15 protein-coding genes are annotated in these 16802 nt (G+C 40.2%); 6 read left to right on the top strand and 9 right to left on the bottom strand.

Features of this window, described 5'->3' with window-relative positions:
* The first annotated feature begins 188 nt into the window (after positions 1-188).
* The 3 genes from ABEG20_RS03495 to ABEG20_RS03485 all read left to right on the top strand — a co-directional run bounded on the left by ABEG20_RS03495 (position 189) and on the right by ABEG20_RS03485 (position 4935).
* Positions 189-1823 (top strand): TldD/PmbA family protein, encoded by a 1635-nt coding sequence (locus tag ABEG20_RS03495; RefSeq protein WP_406826007.1) that lies wholly within the window; start codon positions 189-191, stop codon positions 1821-1823.
* 2 nt (positions 1824-1825) lie between these two features.
* On the top strand, positions 1826-3142 hold the full coding sequence (locus tag ABEG20_RS03490; RefSeq protein WP_406826006.1) for a TldD/PmbA family protein: 1317 nt from the start codon (positions 1826-1828) through the stop codon (positions 3140-3142).
* A gap of 152 nt (positions 3143-3294) precedes the next feature.
* Complete coding sequence (locus ABEG20_RS03485) at positions 3295-4935, top strand: TldD/PmbA family protein (protein ID WP_406826005.1); 1641 nt, start codon at positions 3295-3297, stop codon at positions 4933-4935.
* A 163-nt stretch (positions 4936-5098) separates the two neighbouring features.
* Here ABEG20_RS03485 and ABEG20_RS03480 read toward each other — a convergent pair whose 3' ends face one another.
* The 3 genes from ABEG20_RS03480 to ABEG20_RS03470 all read right to left on the bottom strand — a co-directional run bounded on the left by ABEG20_RS03480 (position 5099) and on the right by ABEG20_RS03470 (position 7651).
* Complete coding sequence (locus ABEG20_RS03480; protein ID WP_406826004.1) at positions 5099-5374, bottom strand: hypothetical protein; 276 nt, start codon at positions 5372-5374, stop codon at positions 5099-5101.
* An 87-nt stretch (positions 5375-5461) separates the two neighbouring features.
* On the bottom strand, positions 5462-5929 hold the full coding sequence (locus tag ABEG20_RS03475) for a hypothetical protein (RefSeq protein ID WP_406826003.1): 468 nt from the start codon (positions 5927-5929) through the stop codon (positions 5462-5464).
* 1464 nt (positions 5930-7393) lie between these two features.
* Positions 7394-7651 (bottom strand): hypothetical protein, encoded by a 258-nt coding sequence (locus ABEG20_RS03470; RefSeq protein ID WP_406826002.1) that lies wholly within the window; start codon positions 7649-7651, stop codon positions 7394-7396.
* Between the two features lie 158 nt (positions 7652-7809).
* Between ABEG20_RS03470 and ABEG20_RS03465 the strand changes: the two genes are divergently transcribed.
* Entirely contained in the window at positions 7810-8433 is a 624-nt protein-coding gene (locus ABEG20_RS03465; RefSeq protein ID WP_406826001.1) for a TetR/AcrR family transcriptional regulator, read from the top strand.
* Positions 8434-8551: 118 nt separating this feature from the next.
* Here the strand turns inward: ABEG20_RS03465 and ABEG20_RS03460 are convergent, their stop codons facing one another.
* On the bottom strand, positions 8552-9163 hold the full coding sequence (locus ABEG20_RS03460; RefSeq protein WP_406826000.1) for a hypothetical protein: 612 nt from the start codon (positions 9161-9163) through the stop codon (positions 8552-8554).
* A 103-nt stretch (positions 9164-9266) separates the two neighbouring features.
* Here ABEG20_RS03460 and ABEG20_RS03455 point away from each other — a divergent pair, with 103 nt between their 5' ends.
* A complete protein-coding gene (locus tag ABEG20_RS03455; protein WP_406825999.1) occupies positions 9267-10160 on the top strand; it encodes a winged helix-turn-helix domain-containing protein in 894 nt (297 codons plus the stop codon).
* A gap of 428 nt (positions 10161-10588) precedes the next feature.
* Here the strand turns inward: ABEG20_RS03455 and ABEG20_RS03450 are convergent, their stop codons facing one another.
* From ABEG20_RS03450 to ABEG20_RS03430, 5 genes are read right to left on the bottom strand one after another with little or no spacing between them, the layout of a single operon-like run.
* Positions 10589-11608, bottom strand: a complete 1020-nt coding sequence (locus tag ABEG20_RS03450; RefSeq protein ID WP_406825998.1) for a zinc-binding alcohol dehydrogenase family protein — start codon at positions 11606-11608, stop codon at positions 10589-10591.
* 2 nt (positions 11609-11610) lie between these two features.
* Positions 11611-12642, bottom strand: a complete 1032-nt coding sequence (locus ABEG20_RS03445; RefSeq protein ID WP_406825997.1) for an aldo/keto reductase — start codon at positions 12640-12642, stop codon at positions 11611-11613.
* The gene (locus ABEG20_RS03440) at positions 12635-12970 is read right to left on the bottom strand and encodes an L-rhamnose mutarotase (protein WP_406825996.1); all 336 of its coding nucleotides are present in this window, start codon (positions 12968-12970) and stop codon (positions 12635-12637) included. Before ABEG20_RS03440 ends, ABEG20_RS03445 begins: the two co-directional genes overlap by 8 nt.
* A gap of 6 nt (positions 12971-12976) precedes the next feature.
* Positions 12977-14245 carry an L-fucose:H+ symporter permease gene (gene fucP, locus ABEG20_RS03435; protein ID WP_406825995.1) on the bottom strand — a complete coding sequence of 423 codons (1269 nt, stop codon included), beginning with the start codon at positions 14243-14245 and terminating at the stop codon, positions 12977-12979.
* Between the two features lie 21 nt (positions 14246-14266).
* A complete protein-coding gene (locus tag ABEG20_RS03430) occupies positions 14267-15781 on the bottom strand; it encodes an alpha-L-fucosidase (protein ID WP_406825994.1) in 1515 nt (504 codons plus the stop codon).
* Between the two features lie 109 nt (positions 15782-15890).
* Between ABEG20_RS03430 and ABEG20_RS03425 the strand changes: the two genes are divergently transcribed.
* A complete protein-coding gene (locus tag ABEG20_RS03425; protein ID WP_406825993.1) occupies positions 15891-16778 on the top strand; it encodes a helix-turn-helix domain-containing protein in 888 nt (295 codons plus the stop codon).
* Positions 16779-16802 lie beyond the last annotated feature (24 nt).

Raw genomic sequence — 16802 nt, 5'->3', positions numbered from 1 at the left:
TCGTTGAGGATGACAACGAAGAAAAAACACAAAAACCTATGTTTATCCGTGCTCATCTGTGGTTAAAATAACCCAACAGGAAAAAACAACTCCTTTTTCAGCTTTGAAACTAAAATGTTATAATCAATTTGGCTTTTTAGCCGCATAATTGGCTATATTGAAATCGAAAACTAACTAAACCAGACCAATTGAAAAGAAAAGACTTCCTCTACTTGTCCGGAATGGGTATGGGTGCGCTGCTCCTGCCCGACCTTACTGCATTCGGAGCTCCAATAGACCCTTTACAGGCCTTAGAAGGAGTAGATGTAAAAATTAAAAAAGAACTGGCAGATGTTGCGCTAAATGCAGCAAAATCAAAAGGTGCAAGTTATGCTGATATCCGTATCGGGCGGTATTTAAACCAATTTGTGGCCACGCGTGAAAAACGGGTCCAGGGTGTAGCCAATACCGAATCTTACGGTGTGGGAATCCGCGTGTTGGTTAATGGCTGCTGGGGTTTTGCCGCTACGAACAATGTCACGAAAGATGCCATTGCCAAAGCAGCTGAACAGGCAGTTGCGGTAGCAAGAGCCAATGCCAAAATCCAGGGCGAACCGGTTCAACTGGCACCTCAAAAAGGTTATGGCGAGGTAAGCTGGAAAACACCCATAGAAATTAATGCCTTTGAAGTTCCGGTAAAAGAAAAAGTAGACCTGCTTTTGAATGTAAACGATGTGGCCATGCAAAATGGGGCCAATTTTGTAAATTCTGTTATTTTCGCGGTCAACGAACAGAAATACTTTGCCTCAACTGACGGTTCTTACATCGACCAGGACGTTCACCGAATTTACCCAACTTTCAGCGTAACCAAGGTAGACCGCGAATCGGGCAAATTTAAAACACGCAACGCATTAAGTGCACCTTCTGGCAAAGGCTATGAATACATGCACGCCCGACCTGAAGATAAAGTTGCCGGCATTGTTACGCGCTACAAAGGCCGTTACGATATGCTCGAAGATGTGAAGGAGGCGGCCCGTGTAGCTACAGAAAAGGTTAAGGCCAAATCTGTTGAACCAGGCAAATACGACCTGGTTTTAGATCCTTCGCACCTGTGGTTAACCATTCACGAATCGGTTGGCCACCCAACAGAATTAGACCGTGTTTTAGGCTATGAAGCGAATTATGCAGGTACCAGTTTTCTTACATTAGATAAATGGGAATCGAAAAAATTCAAATTTGGCAGTGACAAAGTAAATATTGTGGCCGATAAAACCCAGGTAGGCTCTTTAGGGGCTGTTGGCTACGATGATGAAGGTGTAAAATGTAAAAAATGGGATCTGATCAAAAACGGGATTCTGACAAGTTACCAGGCCATACGCGATCAGGCACATATCATCGGTTTAACGGAATCGAATGGCTGCTGCTACTCGCAAGGCTGGGATGATGTTCAGTTTCAGCGCATGCCAAATGTTTCGTTACAGCCAGGCAAAGAGAAACTAAGTGTGGATGATATGATCAAAAACGTTGAAAAAGGAATTTACATCATTGGCGATGGAAGTTTCTCGATTGACCAGCAACGTTACAATTTCCAGTTTGGTGGACAGATTTTCTACGAAATTAAGCAAGGTAAAATTGCAGGTATGCTTAATGATGTGGCTTATCAGGCCAATACACAAGAGTTTTGGAACTCTTGCCATGCCATTTGTGATGAAAGCGATTATCGTTTAGGGGGCTCGTTTAATGATGGAAAAGGTCAGCCTTCTCAAAGCAGTGCCGTTTCGCATGGCAGTGCCACCACCAGGTTTAATGGAGTTAATGTTATCAATACAGCAAGAAAAATATAATTATGGCGATATTAAGTAAAGAAGAAGCCCAGGCGATATTAAAAAAAGTAATCAGTTATTCGAAAGCTGATTTTTGTGAAGTAGGCTTAAATGGGTCTGACGGCGGAAATATCCGTTATGCACGTAACGCCGTTTCTACCGCAGGACAGATCAGTACCATGAGTTTAGGGGTAAGCTCCACTTTTGGTAAAAAAACCGGTTCTGCAACAATAAACGAATTTGATGATGCCTCTTTGCAAAAAGTGGTAAAAAGAGCAGAAGAACTGGCCATGCTGGCACCAGAAAACCCTGAGTTTATGCCGCCCCTGGGTCCGCAAACCTTTCCAGAATCGAATACATACAATGCCAAAACGGCTGCCATTACACCCGATACCCGGGCCGAAATGGTAGGTAAAAGTTTAAGTGTGTCTAAAGCTGCAGGTTTAGACGCCGCTGGTTTTCTCGAAAATGCGACCCGTTTTAACGCGATCATGAATTCTAAAGGTTTATTCGCCTACAATAAGGGTACCGATGTTTCTTTTTCGGTAACGGTAAGGAACAAACAAGGAACAGGATCTGGTTATGTTGAGCAAGGTTTTAATGACCTTGACAAAATGGATACGCTGGCTCTTAGCAAAATTGCAGCAAGCAAAGCCAATGGTTCTGCAGGTGCAAAAGCCATTGAGCCGGGTAAGTATACGGTTATTTTAGAGCCACTTGCGGCCAGCGATATTATTGGCAATATGTTCAGGGGTTTTGATGCGCGCAGTGCCGATGAAGGCCGGAGTTTTATGAGCAAAAAGGGTGGCGGCACACGTTTAGGAGAGCAGCTATTCTCTGAAAATGTAAACATTTATTCCGACCCGATGAATGCTGAAATCCCATCTTCTACCTTTACCGGAGAAGGTTTGCCGGTAACCAGAACACAATGGGTAGAAAAAGGCGTAGTAAAAAATCTATCTTACTCAAGGTATTGGGCTGCACAAAAAAATGTGAAACCACTTCCATTTAGCCGTAGCATGATCATCGAAGGTGGAACACAGTCTTTGGAAGATCTGATCAAAAGCACCGAAAAAGGGATTTTGGTTACCCGTTTCTGGTATATCCGTTCAGTAGATCCGCAAACCTTGTTACTTACCGGATTAACCCGCGATGGTACTTTTTACATCGAAAACGGAGAAATTAAATTCCCGATCAAAAATTTCAGGTTCAACGAAAGCCCGGTAATCATGCTCAATAATGTGGAAGCATTGGGTAAACCGGTAAGAACGGGAAGCGGATTGATCCCGCCAATGAAAATCAGGGATTTTACGTTCACTTCGTTATCAGATGCAGTTTAACTAGCTCCAGCCTACATATCCTCATCTAGACTGAAGTACAGACATAGGCGATTCGTCATTCCCGCGCAGGCGGGAATCCTAAAGCTATTGCATTACGATTCCCAATCAAGTTGGGAATGACGACCAACTTAAGAATTTAAAACCACTAAAAATTGAGAAGAAGAGATTTCCTGTATATGACAGGTGTTGGCCTTGGCGCCAGTATGCTGCCCAACATCCCTGCTGTTGGCAAAATAATTTCTGTTGAAGAATCTTTAACGCCTGTTGATGTTGCCTTAAAGAAAAAAATGGCTGACGTTGCGCTCAATGCAGCAAAAAGCAAGGGTGCTACCTATGCTGATGTTCGTATTGGAAGATATTTAAATCAGGTTGTTGCCACCAGGGAAACGCGGGTAGAAAACATCTCCAATTCCGAATCCTATGGGTTGGGTGTGCGCGTAATTGCCAACGGAAGCTGGGGTTTTGCTGCAACCAATAATATGGATGATACCAGTATTGCCAAAGCTGCAGAAGCTGCCGTGGCCATAGCAAAAGGAAATGCCAAGTTGATGGAAGAGCCTGTCCGCTTAGCTCCGCAAAAGGGTTTTGGAGAGGTCAACTGGAAAACACCGATCGAAATCAATGCCTTTGAGGTGCCCATTGCCGACAAAGTTGACCTGCTTTTAAAGGTAAATAGTGAGGCCATGAAAGGCGGTGCAAAATACATCAGTTCCAATTTGTTTATGATCAATGAACAAAAATATTTTGCCTCTACCGATGGTTCTTACATCGATCAGGATATCCACAGGATATGGCCAACCTTTACCCTGACTAAAACCGATTCTGCAAGCGGCAAATTCGAAACCAGAAATGCTTTAAGCACACCAATGGGAATGGGTTTTGAATACCTGAATCCCAAAGAGGAAGAAAAAATAAAAGGCGGGCCGGTTACAATGTACAAAAAACGCTACGATATCCTGGAAGATGTGCGTGAAGCCGCGGTACATGTTGACGAAAAGTTAAAAGCCAAACCTGTTGCCCCGGGTAAATACGACCTTGTACTGGACCCTTCACACCTTTTTCTAACCATACACGAATCAGTAGGCCACCCAACAGAACTCGACCGCGTTTTAGGTTACGAAGCCAATTATGCCGGCACCAGTTTCCTGACACTGGATAAATGGGAATCAAAAAAATTCAACTTCGGCAGCAAAGAAGTGAACATTATTGCCGATAAACTGGAAAAAGGTTCATTAGGTGCTGTGGGTTATGATGACGAAGGTGTAAAATGTGGCAAATGGGACATTATTAAAGATGGTATTTTGGTTAATTACCAAACCATCCGTGATCAGGCCCATATTTTAGGTTTGGCAGCATCGCAAGGCTGTTGTTATGCCGATAGCTGGGACAGTATCCAGTTTCAGCGAATGCCGAATGTTTCATTAGCGCCCGGAAATAATGCCTTAAGTGCTGCCGATATGGTTAAAAATGTAGAAAAAGGCATCTATATGTTCGGGCGGAATTCTTATTCTATTGATCAACAGCGCTACAATTTTCAATTTAGCGCACAGTTGGCTTATGAAATTAAAGAAGGCAAGATTGTTGGCATGTTAAAAGATGCGGCTTATCAGGCCAATACCCAGGAATTCTGGAATTCATGCGTACAGCGCTGCGATAAAAACGATTATCGCCTGGGCGGAACATTTTCGGATGGTAAAGGTCAGCCAGGGCAGGTAAGCGCCGTTTCGCATGGTAGCCCTACCACCCGTTTTAACGGCATTAATGTAATTAATACCGGCAGGAGGTTGGGATAGAATTTCTCTACTGCGCATTCTTTCTACAAAACGCACCCCTGCTGTCATTCTGAACGCAGTGAAGAATCTTTTATCACGCAATTGCTTACAGTTAAAGATCCTTCATTGCACTCAGTATGACTATTTAGAAAGGATACATAAAGTGTAAAATACCAACGATATTTTATTTCGATTCCTTGCTATTATCTATCGCGGTATTAAAAGTCTTATAAAACTCACCCTTTACCCATTGCACTTTACCAAAATCCTTTATCTCTGGCGCGATGATGTAATTCCCGGTTTCACTATCAACGATAACAACCATACTTCCCGCATTTACTTCGGTGTGGTACCTTCCTCCGGTCTGATCCTGACTATTTTTAAAACTGATGGCGGTAAACATTAAGCCAGCGCCCAAAAACCCCAATAGAAGAGATTTAGCATCCAATGTAATTTTCATATTCTTAAGATTTATTTGTGTGTGAAATAAAATTAAGAATTTCAATCCACGCCTTTTAATTCTATCAGAAATATTGCATCATTTTTTCTAAATGTTAAACATAACATAGGTTAAAGCTGCTGCAACCAAAATAATGATCAACAGCTTTATCAAAAAATTTTTGATTGGATTCTGGTCATTTCCGGCATAATCATAAATGATATTTTTGATATCGGTATCCCTGCTTTGTTGTGCCATATTGCCATTAACCTTAAACTGCATCAACTTTTCAATATAGTCTTTACTTTCTGCCAACCCCAAACCTGTGGCATCCTTATAATGTTTAATGGCATTTAACTTATTGCCCTGATTCAAAATAACCAATAGCTCTGCATCCAGATTTGCCACATTGTTTACAGGTGGCTGTACGCCTCCTTCTAAAGCATCTACATAATCTTTGGCTTCTTTTAAACCGCAGCTACTATTGTCTTTAATTACTTTAACAGCTGCTATTTTCTGGTTCTTTGAGAGGAAAAACAACGCTTGTTGTTTTGCTTCCGGGCTAACATTAATCATAAATTTAATTTAGCAAAATATAATCCAAATCTTATAAGATGTAAATAAGATTTCAATTATAAACCAATTCAAAATCCCTTGCTGTCATTCTGAAAGCAGTGAAAAATCTTTTATAGGGTAAGATCCTTCGTTGCACTCAGGATGACAATTCAGAAATAATTGGATTTCAAGTTTAATAACCGGTAATTTCCATACGCATCCCTTCCATAAAGAATAACCCCAGCTGTCATTCTTAAAGCAGTGAAGAATCTTTTATAGGCTAAGATCCTTTCGTTGCACTCAGGATGACAATTAAGAAGTAATTGGATTTAAAGTTTAATAACCGGTAATTTCCATACGCGTCCCTTCCATAAAGAATAACCCCAGCTGTCATTCTGAACGCAGTGAAGAATCTTTTATAGGGTAAGATCCTTCGTTGCATTCAGGATGACAATTCAGAAGTAATTGGATTTCAAGTTTAATAACCGGTAATTTCCATACGCGTCCCTTCCATAAAGAATAACCCCAGCTGTCATTCTGAACGCAGTGAAAAATCTTTTATAGGGTAAGATCCTTCGTTGCACTCAGGATGACAATTCAGAAGTAATTGGATTTCAAGTTTAATAACCGGTAATTTCCATACGCGTCCCTTCCATAAAGAATAACCCCAGCTGTCATTCTGAACGCAGTGAAGAATCTTTTATAGGGTAAGATCCTTCGTTGCACTCAGGATGACAATTAAGAAGTAATTGGATTCCAAGTTTAATAACCGGTAATTTCCATACGCGTCCCTTCCATAAAGAATAACCCCAACTGCAATCTGAACGCAGTGAAAAATCTTTATAAGGTAAGATCCTTCGTTGCACTCAGGATGACAATTCAGAAGTAATTGGATTCCAAGTTTAATAACCGGTAATTTCCATACGCATCCCTTCCATAAAGAATAACCCCAGCTGTCATTCTGAAAGCAGTGAAGAATCTTTTAAAGGGTAAGATTCTTCGTTGCACTCAGGATGACAATTTAGAAATAATTGGATTCCAAGTTTAATAACCTGTAATTTCCATACGCGTCCCTTCCATAAAGAATATACGCAGCTGTCATTCTGAACGCAGTGAAGGATCTTTAAAATCTGCGAAATCGTTCATCATTGTTTGCCATCCTTAGGCATCAGATCGGACATATTGCCATGTTGAATATGGCGCTACGAGACCTGATACCGTCAGAATGAGCAGGATGAGCGTTATAAAATTAAAATTTGGAATCCTTTTACACTGGATATATCCGCGCACAATTGTGGCCCGTTGGGATAAAAAAGTCCTTTAGGTATAATATGCCTTTATCCATACGCCATATAACATGAACAAAATCGTGGGTGATGAAATGTTTAATAGAATACGATGTGTAAAAGATTTTTGTACGCAGTTAGCGCAGTAATTAGTTGTAACCGGAGCAGTACAATTTAGACAAACTGTTGACATGGTTAACTATGGTTTGGCCTTTCTGTTTTTGAGTTCAGTATTAATCTGAGACAAGCTGATGAAAGCTGGCAAAAGTGTTAGTGAACTGCAAATCGGAACTATAATAAGTACTTTCGGCATTTTAGATGAAAAAGCGAGGTAAAATATAATAACACCTGCAATGAGTAAAACCACGCCAAGTCCGATTAATGCACCCAGTAAGCCTTTTTTCTTTTTATGTAATTCCTGTACAGATATTGCGGTAATGGAAGCTTCCTTTCTCATATTGTTTGCTTAGTTTAAGATATTTTGGTTCTGGTGAAGAGATAAATTATTGTTTATGTATCTCTACGACAATACAAATATACAATATATCACCAATTGGTGATAAAAATATTTAAATTTGATTGTGTAACTTTCAAGTGCCGATTATTTTCGATCATATGGAACAGGAAACAGGGGTTAAATCGTTAAGGAACAAAGAAAAAAGTAAGCAGAAGTTTTTAGATGCTGTAGAAAAAATACTTCATACAAAAGGTTTCGTAGGACTAAAGGTTAACGACATTGCACATACTGCAGGTTTGGACAAGAAACTAATCTATAATTATTTTGGTGGAAAAGACGGCCTCATTGATGAATATATCCGCTCGCAGGATTTCTGGAGCAATGTAAAAGACGAATCAACTGAAACTGTGGTAAACGATGGCGGGAAAACATTTTCTAAAACCATGCTCCTCTCTCAGTTCGATTATGTTTTCAGGAATAAAAATATCCAAAAAATTCTGCTTTGGGGATTAATAGAGAACCGAAAATCGCTAAAAAAACTCGCAAACGACCGTGAAGAGAACGGCGCACGCTTATTTGAAGGTTTGACTGATCCACATTTTAAAGAAAATGCGAAACGATACCGTGCCATCATTGCACTACTGATTTCCGGGATTTATTACCTGGACATTTACGCCACCACGAATGATTGTACATTCTGTGGATTAGACCTTAAAAGTGCCGATGGACGATCTGAAATTGAAAATGCCCTGAGTTTTCTGATCGATAAAACTTATGAGTAATAAAAATGGAAGAAAGTTTTTAGAAACTGTCTTCCATTTTTTCTCACAGCTAAATCTTATTTTTCCATATATAATAGGCTGTATACAATTACAAAATAATGATTACACTAATATCTGATTAGCACCCCTCTTTTCGGGGTAAACGTTTAAAAATTACTTTGCCATCCCGTTCTACATATTCGGCCGATATGATTGGATAGGCATACTTAGGTGCGTATGACAGGTTACGGCTTCTGACCACTATTTTATCGTTAACGTTTATGCTATGCAATTGTGCGAGTTGCGATTTTTCCGCCTCAAAATTTACAATGTAATCAGCACCGTTAATCCTGGCCATTACACCGAAACCTAATCTTGATCCTGGCGGTAAAGATAATCCCGTTACTACAGCTTCCATATCAGTAAAAGCACTTATATCTCCCCTTATTTTAACAGCACTGGCCTGTACATTTTTTCCTGCGGGAGATGTTTCCCATTCTTTAAATTTCACGCCATCAGGGCTAGCCTCCCATTTCTTCTTTATGGCATCTCTCTGTTCAGCAGAAAGAAGTTTTGGGTTTAGCCTCTTAGCATTTTGAATCTTCTGGCTAGCAAATACTAATCCGCTTACCACTACCATCAGTAAGATCAACGCATAAATAATTTTATTCATCTTTTTTACAGGTTTGATTAACATCGATCTATCTGCTGATAAAGCAGATTCGTTTAAGGAATTTTGTTTATTTCTCATATCTTTTTAAAGTTGGTGCAACAAAACTACCTTGATATTTTTCCGTCAGAAGAAGCAGAATTGTAAATAAAAATGTAAACTTTGTAAATAAACCATTGACAATATGTTTGATATCCTAAATCGCTTCTCCAGAAACGGTAAATACCTTTTTGGATTCATGCTGGTCCTGTTTGTAGCCCTCATTTGTGCAGCTTTCAGTATGACTGGCGAGGAGGAGTTTGATTTGGCCAGAAGGGAAATTTTGTTCCGCAAAATCGGACATGAATTACTTTTGCAATCGGGCGACAGTACATCCAGAGTGCTCCCGATAAAAAAGGTTGCAGAAAATGAGTACCAAATTGGCTTTGCGCGTGAGTTTACTTTTGACCCAGCCTCCCTGGTAAATACAACTAAACGTTTGTTGGTCAAAGACCCTATGGCAAATGATTATGTGGTTAAAGTATTGAATTTAAAGGATTCCAGCGTTGCCTACGGATATGCGATATCTCAACATCAAAAGGATGAAATTATCGCTTGCGTTGGCAGAAAACAGTCACAAGCGCATTACATGATCAACATTAAATTGAAACCGACAGGCATCATCACCAAAAAGAACGAATATCTTCTGGGCAGCCTGCCATTTCTGGCATTTGTTGGTTTCATATTTTTCAGATCAGTTAAACCGCGAAGAACTTTACCCGATAATGATCAGCATAAAGATCTGATTACTTTAGGTGCAATTGTGTTTGATGCAAAAAACCGCAAGCTCACTATAAATCAAAAGGTAATTGAATTAACCGGTACTGAAACCAGGTTGCTGCTCATCTTCGCAAAGTCTCCCAACGAAACCATAGAAAGAAGTCGGCTGCAAAAAGAGATATGGGAAGATGAAGGTGTTATTGTAGGGCGTAGCCTGGATATGTTTATATCAAAACTCAGAAAAAAACTAGTTCTTGATCCCAACATCAATATTGTTGTGATCCGCGCTAAGGGATATCGGCTTGAAATTAAGGGTTAAAATAATCCTCCAACTCCCTATCCCCTGCCTAGCTTCATTCATCATGACATTAATTATTATCTCCGATTAAAAGCATTAAGCTGCCCAGTCAAGCTGAGCATAACGGAACCACCCAATTTAATTCCTTTTAAACTTTTGAATTTTAATTCTGATCGAGACTCATCTTTTCTACAGCCCCCCAAATAAATTTATTTGGATGAGCCCGCCAAGGCTATGTTCGGGTTAAAGGCAGCTTACCGGAAAGCAAGCTTAAATTGCCAAAACAACACTGAATTATCAAATTCGGAAGAGTGCCTTGAATAAATCAAATTTGAGAATGCAATATAGCCTGACAAAGGCGAGAGTGTGCCCCTAAAAAAAGCAGGGTAATCAAAATTAGCCCTGCTTTTTGATTTATTATAATTTGTTTTCCAAATTACCTGGAACTATTATTCATCAAAAACGATCAATGCTTTAATCAGCGACTCATTAGCTTGAAGCAAATGATTAAATTTTTCTTTAACCTCCTTAAATGGGACAGTATGGGTAATAAAATCCGTTGGTTTAATCAGTCCTTTTCTAATGCAGTCAATTACATAGGCAAAATCATTCGGTAAGGCATTCCTACTGCTCATCAGTACGGCCTCTCGCTTATGAAACTCAGGATGTACCACCTCAATCGTGCCTTTTTGAAGGCCTATCATGATAAATTTACCGGTATGTGCCAAAAATTTGAAGGCATTGTTAATGGCGTTTAAGTTTCCGGTACAGTCAATCACCACCTTTGCCATTTCTCCATTGGTAATTTTTGATAACTGCGTTAAAGCATCTGTTTTTAATGGATTTATGGTGTGCTTAATACCGAAACGCCCGCTGCAAAAAGACAGTCTGTTATCATTTACATCAATAACAATCACTTCAGCGCCACTTATTTTGGCAAAAGCAATTGTGCCCAAACCAATGGGGCCGGCACCGAGTATTACCACATGATCTCCTTTGTTCAACTGTGCCAGTCCGACGCCATGCGCACCAATAGCCAATGGCTCTACCAGTGCCAGTTCATCTACCGTTAATCCTTTACCGCTAACAATTGAAGACGCAGGAACCGTGATATACTCTTGCATGGCACCATCAATATGAACACCGAAAACTTTTAGGCTTACACAACAATTCGTTCTGCCGCTTCGGCATGCCATGCAGGCCCCACAATAAAAATATGGACTAATGGTAACCAGATCTCCAGTTTTAAAGTTTGCTCCAGCTCCAGCCTCTACCACTTCAGCAGCAATTTCGTGGCCGAGGATTCTCGGATATTCGAAAAATGGCTGCGTGCCTTCAAATGCGTGGTAATCGGTACCGCAAATCCCCAATCTTCTCATCCTGAGCAATACCATACCATCTTCAACACATGGCATTTCTTTACTGATATAACTAAATTCTCCTGGTGTATTACAAATTAATGCTTTCATCGTTATTTTAAAAATTCAATCAATCCCTGTGTTTTCATTTCCTGCCAAAACCCGGCAGGAATTTCTTTTTGGGCCAGTGCGGCATTAATAGCCACTTTTTCTGGCCGGGTGGTATTTAAGGCAATACTTTTTACGCCTGGAAAACCTGCAGAAAAACTGAAACAGGCCTCGGCAGGAAGTATCTCAAACCTTTTACAAACCTGGTAAAATTTATCCCTCCAATCCAAAAGTGCTTTTCCCGTCAAACTATCGGCTTCCACCGGCTGGTAATTATAAAAATCTCCACCCGTTAAAAAGCCGCCGTTAAATATGGCCGAGTTAATTACTTTAATATTTTTTTGGTTAAGCGCTTTTATAAATGCAATCAGATCAGGAGGATGCGATTTGATCGTTAAACTGTTCGCAATCATCACCCAATCAAGCTTTACATCTGCTACAATAGCCTGGATAATTTTCCAATCTTTTGCACCAACACCTATAGAAGAAACCAAACCAGCAGCTTTTAGTTCAGCCAATGCCATGTAGGCATCAAGGATTTGCTGGTAACGTTCCTGATAATCTTCTTCACTATGGCTTGCAAAAAGATATTCATCAGGATCATGTACCGATACCATCTGCGCCTGGTAATTGCCCAGCAGCTCGTTACCTTGTTCAAAACACTTTAATATCCCATCGTAACTGATCATCTGCACCGCATCATGTTCAATATCCTTCCAGATACCTGCCTCGAATGTGGGCTCGGGAGTTAAAAGCGGTGTTCTGTACCAGCCCAGTTTATTACTGATGACTATCTGCTGCGGATCTACCTTTAAATCTGCCAAACATTTCCCCAGCGATTCTAACGCGAGGCCTGCCCCGTATTTGCCGGCAGAATCAAAAAACGCAACCGGCTTTGATGAAGCTACACATGCTTTTACAATTTCCACTTTAACACCATAATCTACCGCCTGATAGAGATTTCCCAAACTACTGGTTCCAAAAATAACCGGGGGCAGGCTTTGGGCCGGCCCTTGCTGTTGATTGTCACTAACCATTTAACTGGAATATGTTTTTCATTAATACCCACTTTTCTCCTGGTTTTGCAAAGGGTAGTGCCTGCTGATATTTCCACATCAAAGTTTCCCATTCCTCTACCTTTGGATTGGAAGCATCCATCAGTGCCTTTTTTTCGAAACTGAAATCGTCTTCTGTTTCCATCACCATAAACAAGCGGTTAGCAATACGATAGATTTCCATATTCAATATGCCCGAGTCGATTATGCTACGTTTAATTTCAGGCCATCCATTAACATGGTAAGCTTCATATTCTGCAATAAGTTTCTCATCATCAATAAGATCGAGAGCCAAACAGTATCTATTCATTTTTAATTATAAAATTTCATTAGGTTGATTCATGATGTCTTTTCTGGTCGTTTTTTGCCCCATTAAGCCAAAAAGTATAATCACAGCAAAACAAACCAACGGCACATAATATCCATTTTGGATATTGCCCGTTCCATCACTCAAATATCCAAAAAAACGTGGAAGTATGGCACCACCCACAATTGACATGATAATTAAACTACTGCCCAGTTCAGTATCTTCTTTAAGGTCTTTAATGCCCAGAGAGAAAATAGTAGGAAACATGACCGACATAAAAAAGCAGATGCCGATAACGGCATACACCGTTGTCATGCCAGCGGCCATTATAGCAACAAAGCAGAGCAGTGCGCTGATAAAGGCATAGGTAACCAATAAATATCTGGCCTTAAAAAAGCGCATCAGGAATGTGGTAAAAAAGCGCCCTATCAGAAACGCAAAACCACATACACCTAAATAATAAGTAGCCTCTTTATCGGTAATACCTGCTGATTTGGTTGCATAAAGAATAAACAAGCTAAATACTGATACCTGTGCACCAACATAAAAAAACTGTGCAGCGATTGCCCAAGATAAATGTTTATGTTTAAAAACTTGCCAAAAACTTTGTTTAGCACGCCCTTCATTACTTGTTCTTATATCGGGTAATTTGATAAAATAAAATACAGCAGCCAGTGTGACCAATACGGTTCCCAATACAAAATAGGGTCCCTGTACAGAGCTTGCTTCTGATGCCAGTACCGTTTTTCTGATAGCCAGATCCATTTTTGCAAGTGCGCTGTCTGACACGCCCTCTACCAAGATCAGTTTACCTCCAATGATCGGGGCAAGTGAAGCTGCAAGTCCGTTAAAAGACTGTGCAAGATTTAGCCTGAAAGTAGAGGTTTCCGGTTTCCCTACCAATGTAATATAAGGGTTAGCCGCTGTTTCCAGAATCGTGAGTCCACATGCAATAATAAAAAGTGCAGCCAGGAAAAAATGGTAAGACTGTACCTGTGCTGCAGGTAAAAACAGATAACATCCTACCGAAAATATCAGCAGGCCAATTATAATTCCGCTTTTATAGCCATATTTCTTCATGATGATACCTGCCGGCAGCGCCATTACAAAATAGGCGATAAAAACAGCTGAATCTACCAACGTGGCCTGTACGGTGGTGAGCGTGAATGACCGTTTTAAATGCGGAATCAATATCGGGTCGAGATTATGGGCAAATCCCCATAAAAAGAACAGTGAGGTAATCAATATTACCGCCAGTGTGGAGCGCTTGGTTTCCATCAAAGAAGATTAAGTATTTTGTTATTTTTTAAATTCTATTTTAAATCCTGTTACCGCCCAGGCAGGATAATTTTTAGGTTTTTTGATCACCAGCGAACCATCTGTTTGTGTCCATTCCAGTTTTTCTTTACTGCCCAAAAGGGTAACCGAGCTGATCGGTTTTTCCAGGTATTCGGAATTTTTCCCCAATAATTCCATTTTTATCTCTGTTTGGGGTATACTCATACAAAATGCATAAAGATTACTTCCCTTTTTGGTATAACGGATATCTGTTGCCTCATATCCTCGTGTATCTGTCAATCCGCCAAAATCGCCCTTTTTCTGGTTAGATTTAATGGTAGATGGTCCTTCTCCATATACTTTCCAGGGTCTTGTGGCATAAATTCCTTCTCCATATGTATTGGTCCATTCGCCTAACTCCGTTACGATCTTAATTACATCAGGCTCTAAATCACCCTCAGGAGTCTGCACAACATTGATCAGCAGGTTTCCGTTTTTACTCACTACATCAATTAAAAGCTGGGCAATTTCATTTGCATTCTTGTAACGTTGCCCTGTTCTGTAATACCAATCACCGATTGAAGTATCAGTCTGCCATGGAAAAGGACTGATCGAATCAAGCACACCACGCTCTACATCCTGCGCCCATTTACCTCCGGAAGGTTCTTTGGGCGTGTAAACAGCTTCAAGTTTACCTTTATTTTTAGCCAGATCCTGATTGTAATAATGTGCAACCATTTTACGCCCATATTCTTCAAAAGGAACCTTGCTATCCGAATAAAGCAGATCAGGATGATAGTTATCAATCAATTCGGTTACATATGCCAGCCATTTTTTATGCCAAGCCGGATTATTGGTCAACCATTCTTTTATATTACTCGAATCAGCAGGTAAATGATACAGGTCTGCATACTGCGGGTCGTGTCCATCATACGGAACTCCGGCAAACTGACCGGTTTTATCTGATCCATGACTCGGCTGGAACCAATTGAAACTTGCAGCCAAATGCTCAGAAATCCCGAAACGGAGCCCTTCTTTTTTAGCAGCTTTTTGCCAAAGGCCAACTACGTCTTTATGTGGACCCATTTTTACCGAATTCCATCTGTGAATTTTCGAGTTCCACAAAAAGAACATGTCATGGTGTGAGCCCATGCTCACAAAATATTTGGCTCCCGCTTTTTTATAAAGGGCCATTAATTGTTCAGGGTTCCATTTCTCTGCTTTCCAAAGTGGGATAATGTCTTTATAACCAAATTTGGACGGTGTTCCATAATGTTCCACATGATATTTGTTCTGATCATTGCCCTGCAGGTACATACCTCGGGCATACCAATCGCCCTGACGGGGAACTGCCTGGGGCCCCCAGTGCGACCAGATACCAAACTTGGCATCACGGAACCACTCAGGATATTTATACTGCTCTAAGGATTCATCTGTAGTATTGAATTTACCCTGCTCTGGGTTAGTGTTTTGCTGAGCATACGCATTTAACAACATGGAAATTGCAATCACGCCCAGAGATATTCTTTTTTTCATTTGTGTAATAAGGGTTTAATATTTGGTTACTACGTTCAAAAATAAACATGTTATCCGATCTATTTTTAAATAAATTAGACTATTTATTGTAAAAATCCGACATTTAAAAATGATTAAGAGAGTACTGCAGAATACCTTTTCACTACTCAATGTAGACTATGTGAAATTATCGGAAAGATGGAATTACCTAAATGTAATCAGTCCTTATTACCGTATTTATTATATAGATGAAGGTAGCGGTGAGGTATCTGACCAATCAGGCTCTTTAAAACTCGAGCCCGGGTACCTATATATCATACCCAGTTTTACCCTCTGTAATTTACATTGCAATGGATATTTAAGCCAGTATTTTGTACAGTTTTTTGAAGAATCTGTAGATGGGAACTCTCTGTTTGCCAGAAGCCGAAATGTTTCAAAAGTTAAAGCGAAGCAGATGGACATTGATCTTTTTAAGCGATTGCTAGAAATAAATCCGGGCCGTGGCATAAACCGGTCTGATGACCCTAAAATTTATGAGAAAAATATTTACTATAAAGAATATCAGGAGCTAAACAACATGCAGGGTTTGGCCAGTTACCTGGAAACCCAGGGTATACTGCTTCAACTGATGGGCCGCTTGCTACAACCACAGTTACAGCGTAAACCTGAAGAAGGGCATGCTCCAGCCAAAATTGTAGAAACAGTTGGATATATCCTTGTCAATTTACACCAGGAATTATCTGTAGGCAGTTTAGCCTCCCGTGTTAATCAGCATCCCGATTATTTCTCCCGTTTATTCAAAACTTTTACCGGCCAGCGCCCTGTTAATTATATTGTTGAAAAACGGATTGAGCGGGCACAGTATTTACTTGCTACCAGCAGGCTTGCCTATTCGGATATTGCCATACAAACCGGATTTGACAACCTCTCCTACTTTTCAAAATCTTTTAAAAAACTTACGGGCATGTCGCCAAGTGCCTATAAGAAACAGATTTATACGGTAGGTTTTACTTTATAAATGCATATCTAATGAACAAGACAT

It is taken from the genome of Pedobacter sp. KACC 23697, assembly GCF_045348445.1.
Taxonomy (GTDB): domain Bacteria; phylum Bacteroidota; class Bacteroidia; order Sphingobacteriales; family Sphingobacteriaceae; genus Pedobacter.
The sequence above is the reverse complement of the archived record's forward strand: the minus strand, read 5'-3'. Positions and strand labels throughout refer to the sequence as shown.

What these genes read in the sequence shown, in the direction of transcription:
- ABEG20_RS03490 (WP_406826006.1), top strand. Translation starts at nt 1,826, where the DNA reads ATGGCGATATTAAGTAAAGAAGAAGCCCAGGCGATATTAAAAAAAGTA.
- ABEG20_RS03480 (WP_406826004.1), bottom strand. Translation starts at nt 5,374, where the DNA reads ATGAAAATTACATTGGATGCTAAATCTCTTCTATTGGGGTTTTTGGGC.
- ABEG20_RS03475 (WP_406826003.1), bottom strand. Translation starts at nt 5,929, where the DNA reads ATGATTAATGTTAGCCCGGAAGCAAAACAACAAGCGTTGTTTTTCCTC.
- ABEG20_RS03470 (WP_406826002.1), bottom strand. Translation starts at nt 7,651, where the DNA reads ATGAGAAAGGAAGCTTCCATTACCGCAATATCTGTACAGGAATTACAT.
- ABEG20_RS03465 (WP_406826001.1), top strand. Translation starts at nt 7,810, where the DNA reads ATGGAACAGGAAACAGGGGTTAAATCGTTAAGGAACAAAGAAAAAAGT.
- ABEG20_RS03460 (WP_406826000.1), bottom strand. Translation starts at nt 9,163, where the DNA reads ATGAGAAATAAACAAAATTCCTTAAACGAATCTGCTTTATCAGCAGAT.
- ABEG20_RS03455 (WP_406825999.1), top strand. Translation starts at nt 9,267, where the DNA reads ATGTTTGATATCCTAAATCGCTTCTCCAGAAACGGTAAATACCTTTTT.
- ABEG20_RS03450 (WP_406825998.1), bottom strand. Translation starts at nt 11,608, where the DNA reads ATGAAAGCATTAATTTGTAATACACCAGGAGAATTTAGTTATATCAGT.
- ABEG20_RS03445 (WP_406825997.1), bottom strand. Translation starts at nt 12,642, where the DNA reads ATGGTTAGTGACAATCAACAGCAAGGGCCGGCCCAAAGCCTGCCCCCG.
- ABEG20_RS03440 (WP_406825996.1), bottom strand. Translation starts at nt 12,970, where the DNA reads ATGAATAGATACTGTTTGGCTCTCGATCTTATTGATGATGAGAAACTT.
- fucP (WP_406825995.1), bottom strand. Translation starts at nt 14,245, where the DNA reads ATGGAAACCAAGCGCTCCACACTGGCGGTAATATTGATTACCTCACTG.
- ABEG20_RS03430 (WP_406825994.1), bottom strand. Translation starts at nt 15,781, where the DNA reads ATGAAAAAAAGAATATCTCTGGGCGTGATTGCAATTTCCATGTTGTTA.
- ABEG20_RS03425 (WP_406825993.1), top strand. Translation starts at nt 15,891, where the DNA reads ATGATTAAGAGAGTACTGCAGAATACCTTTTCACTACTCAATGTAGAC.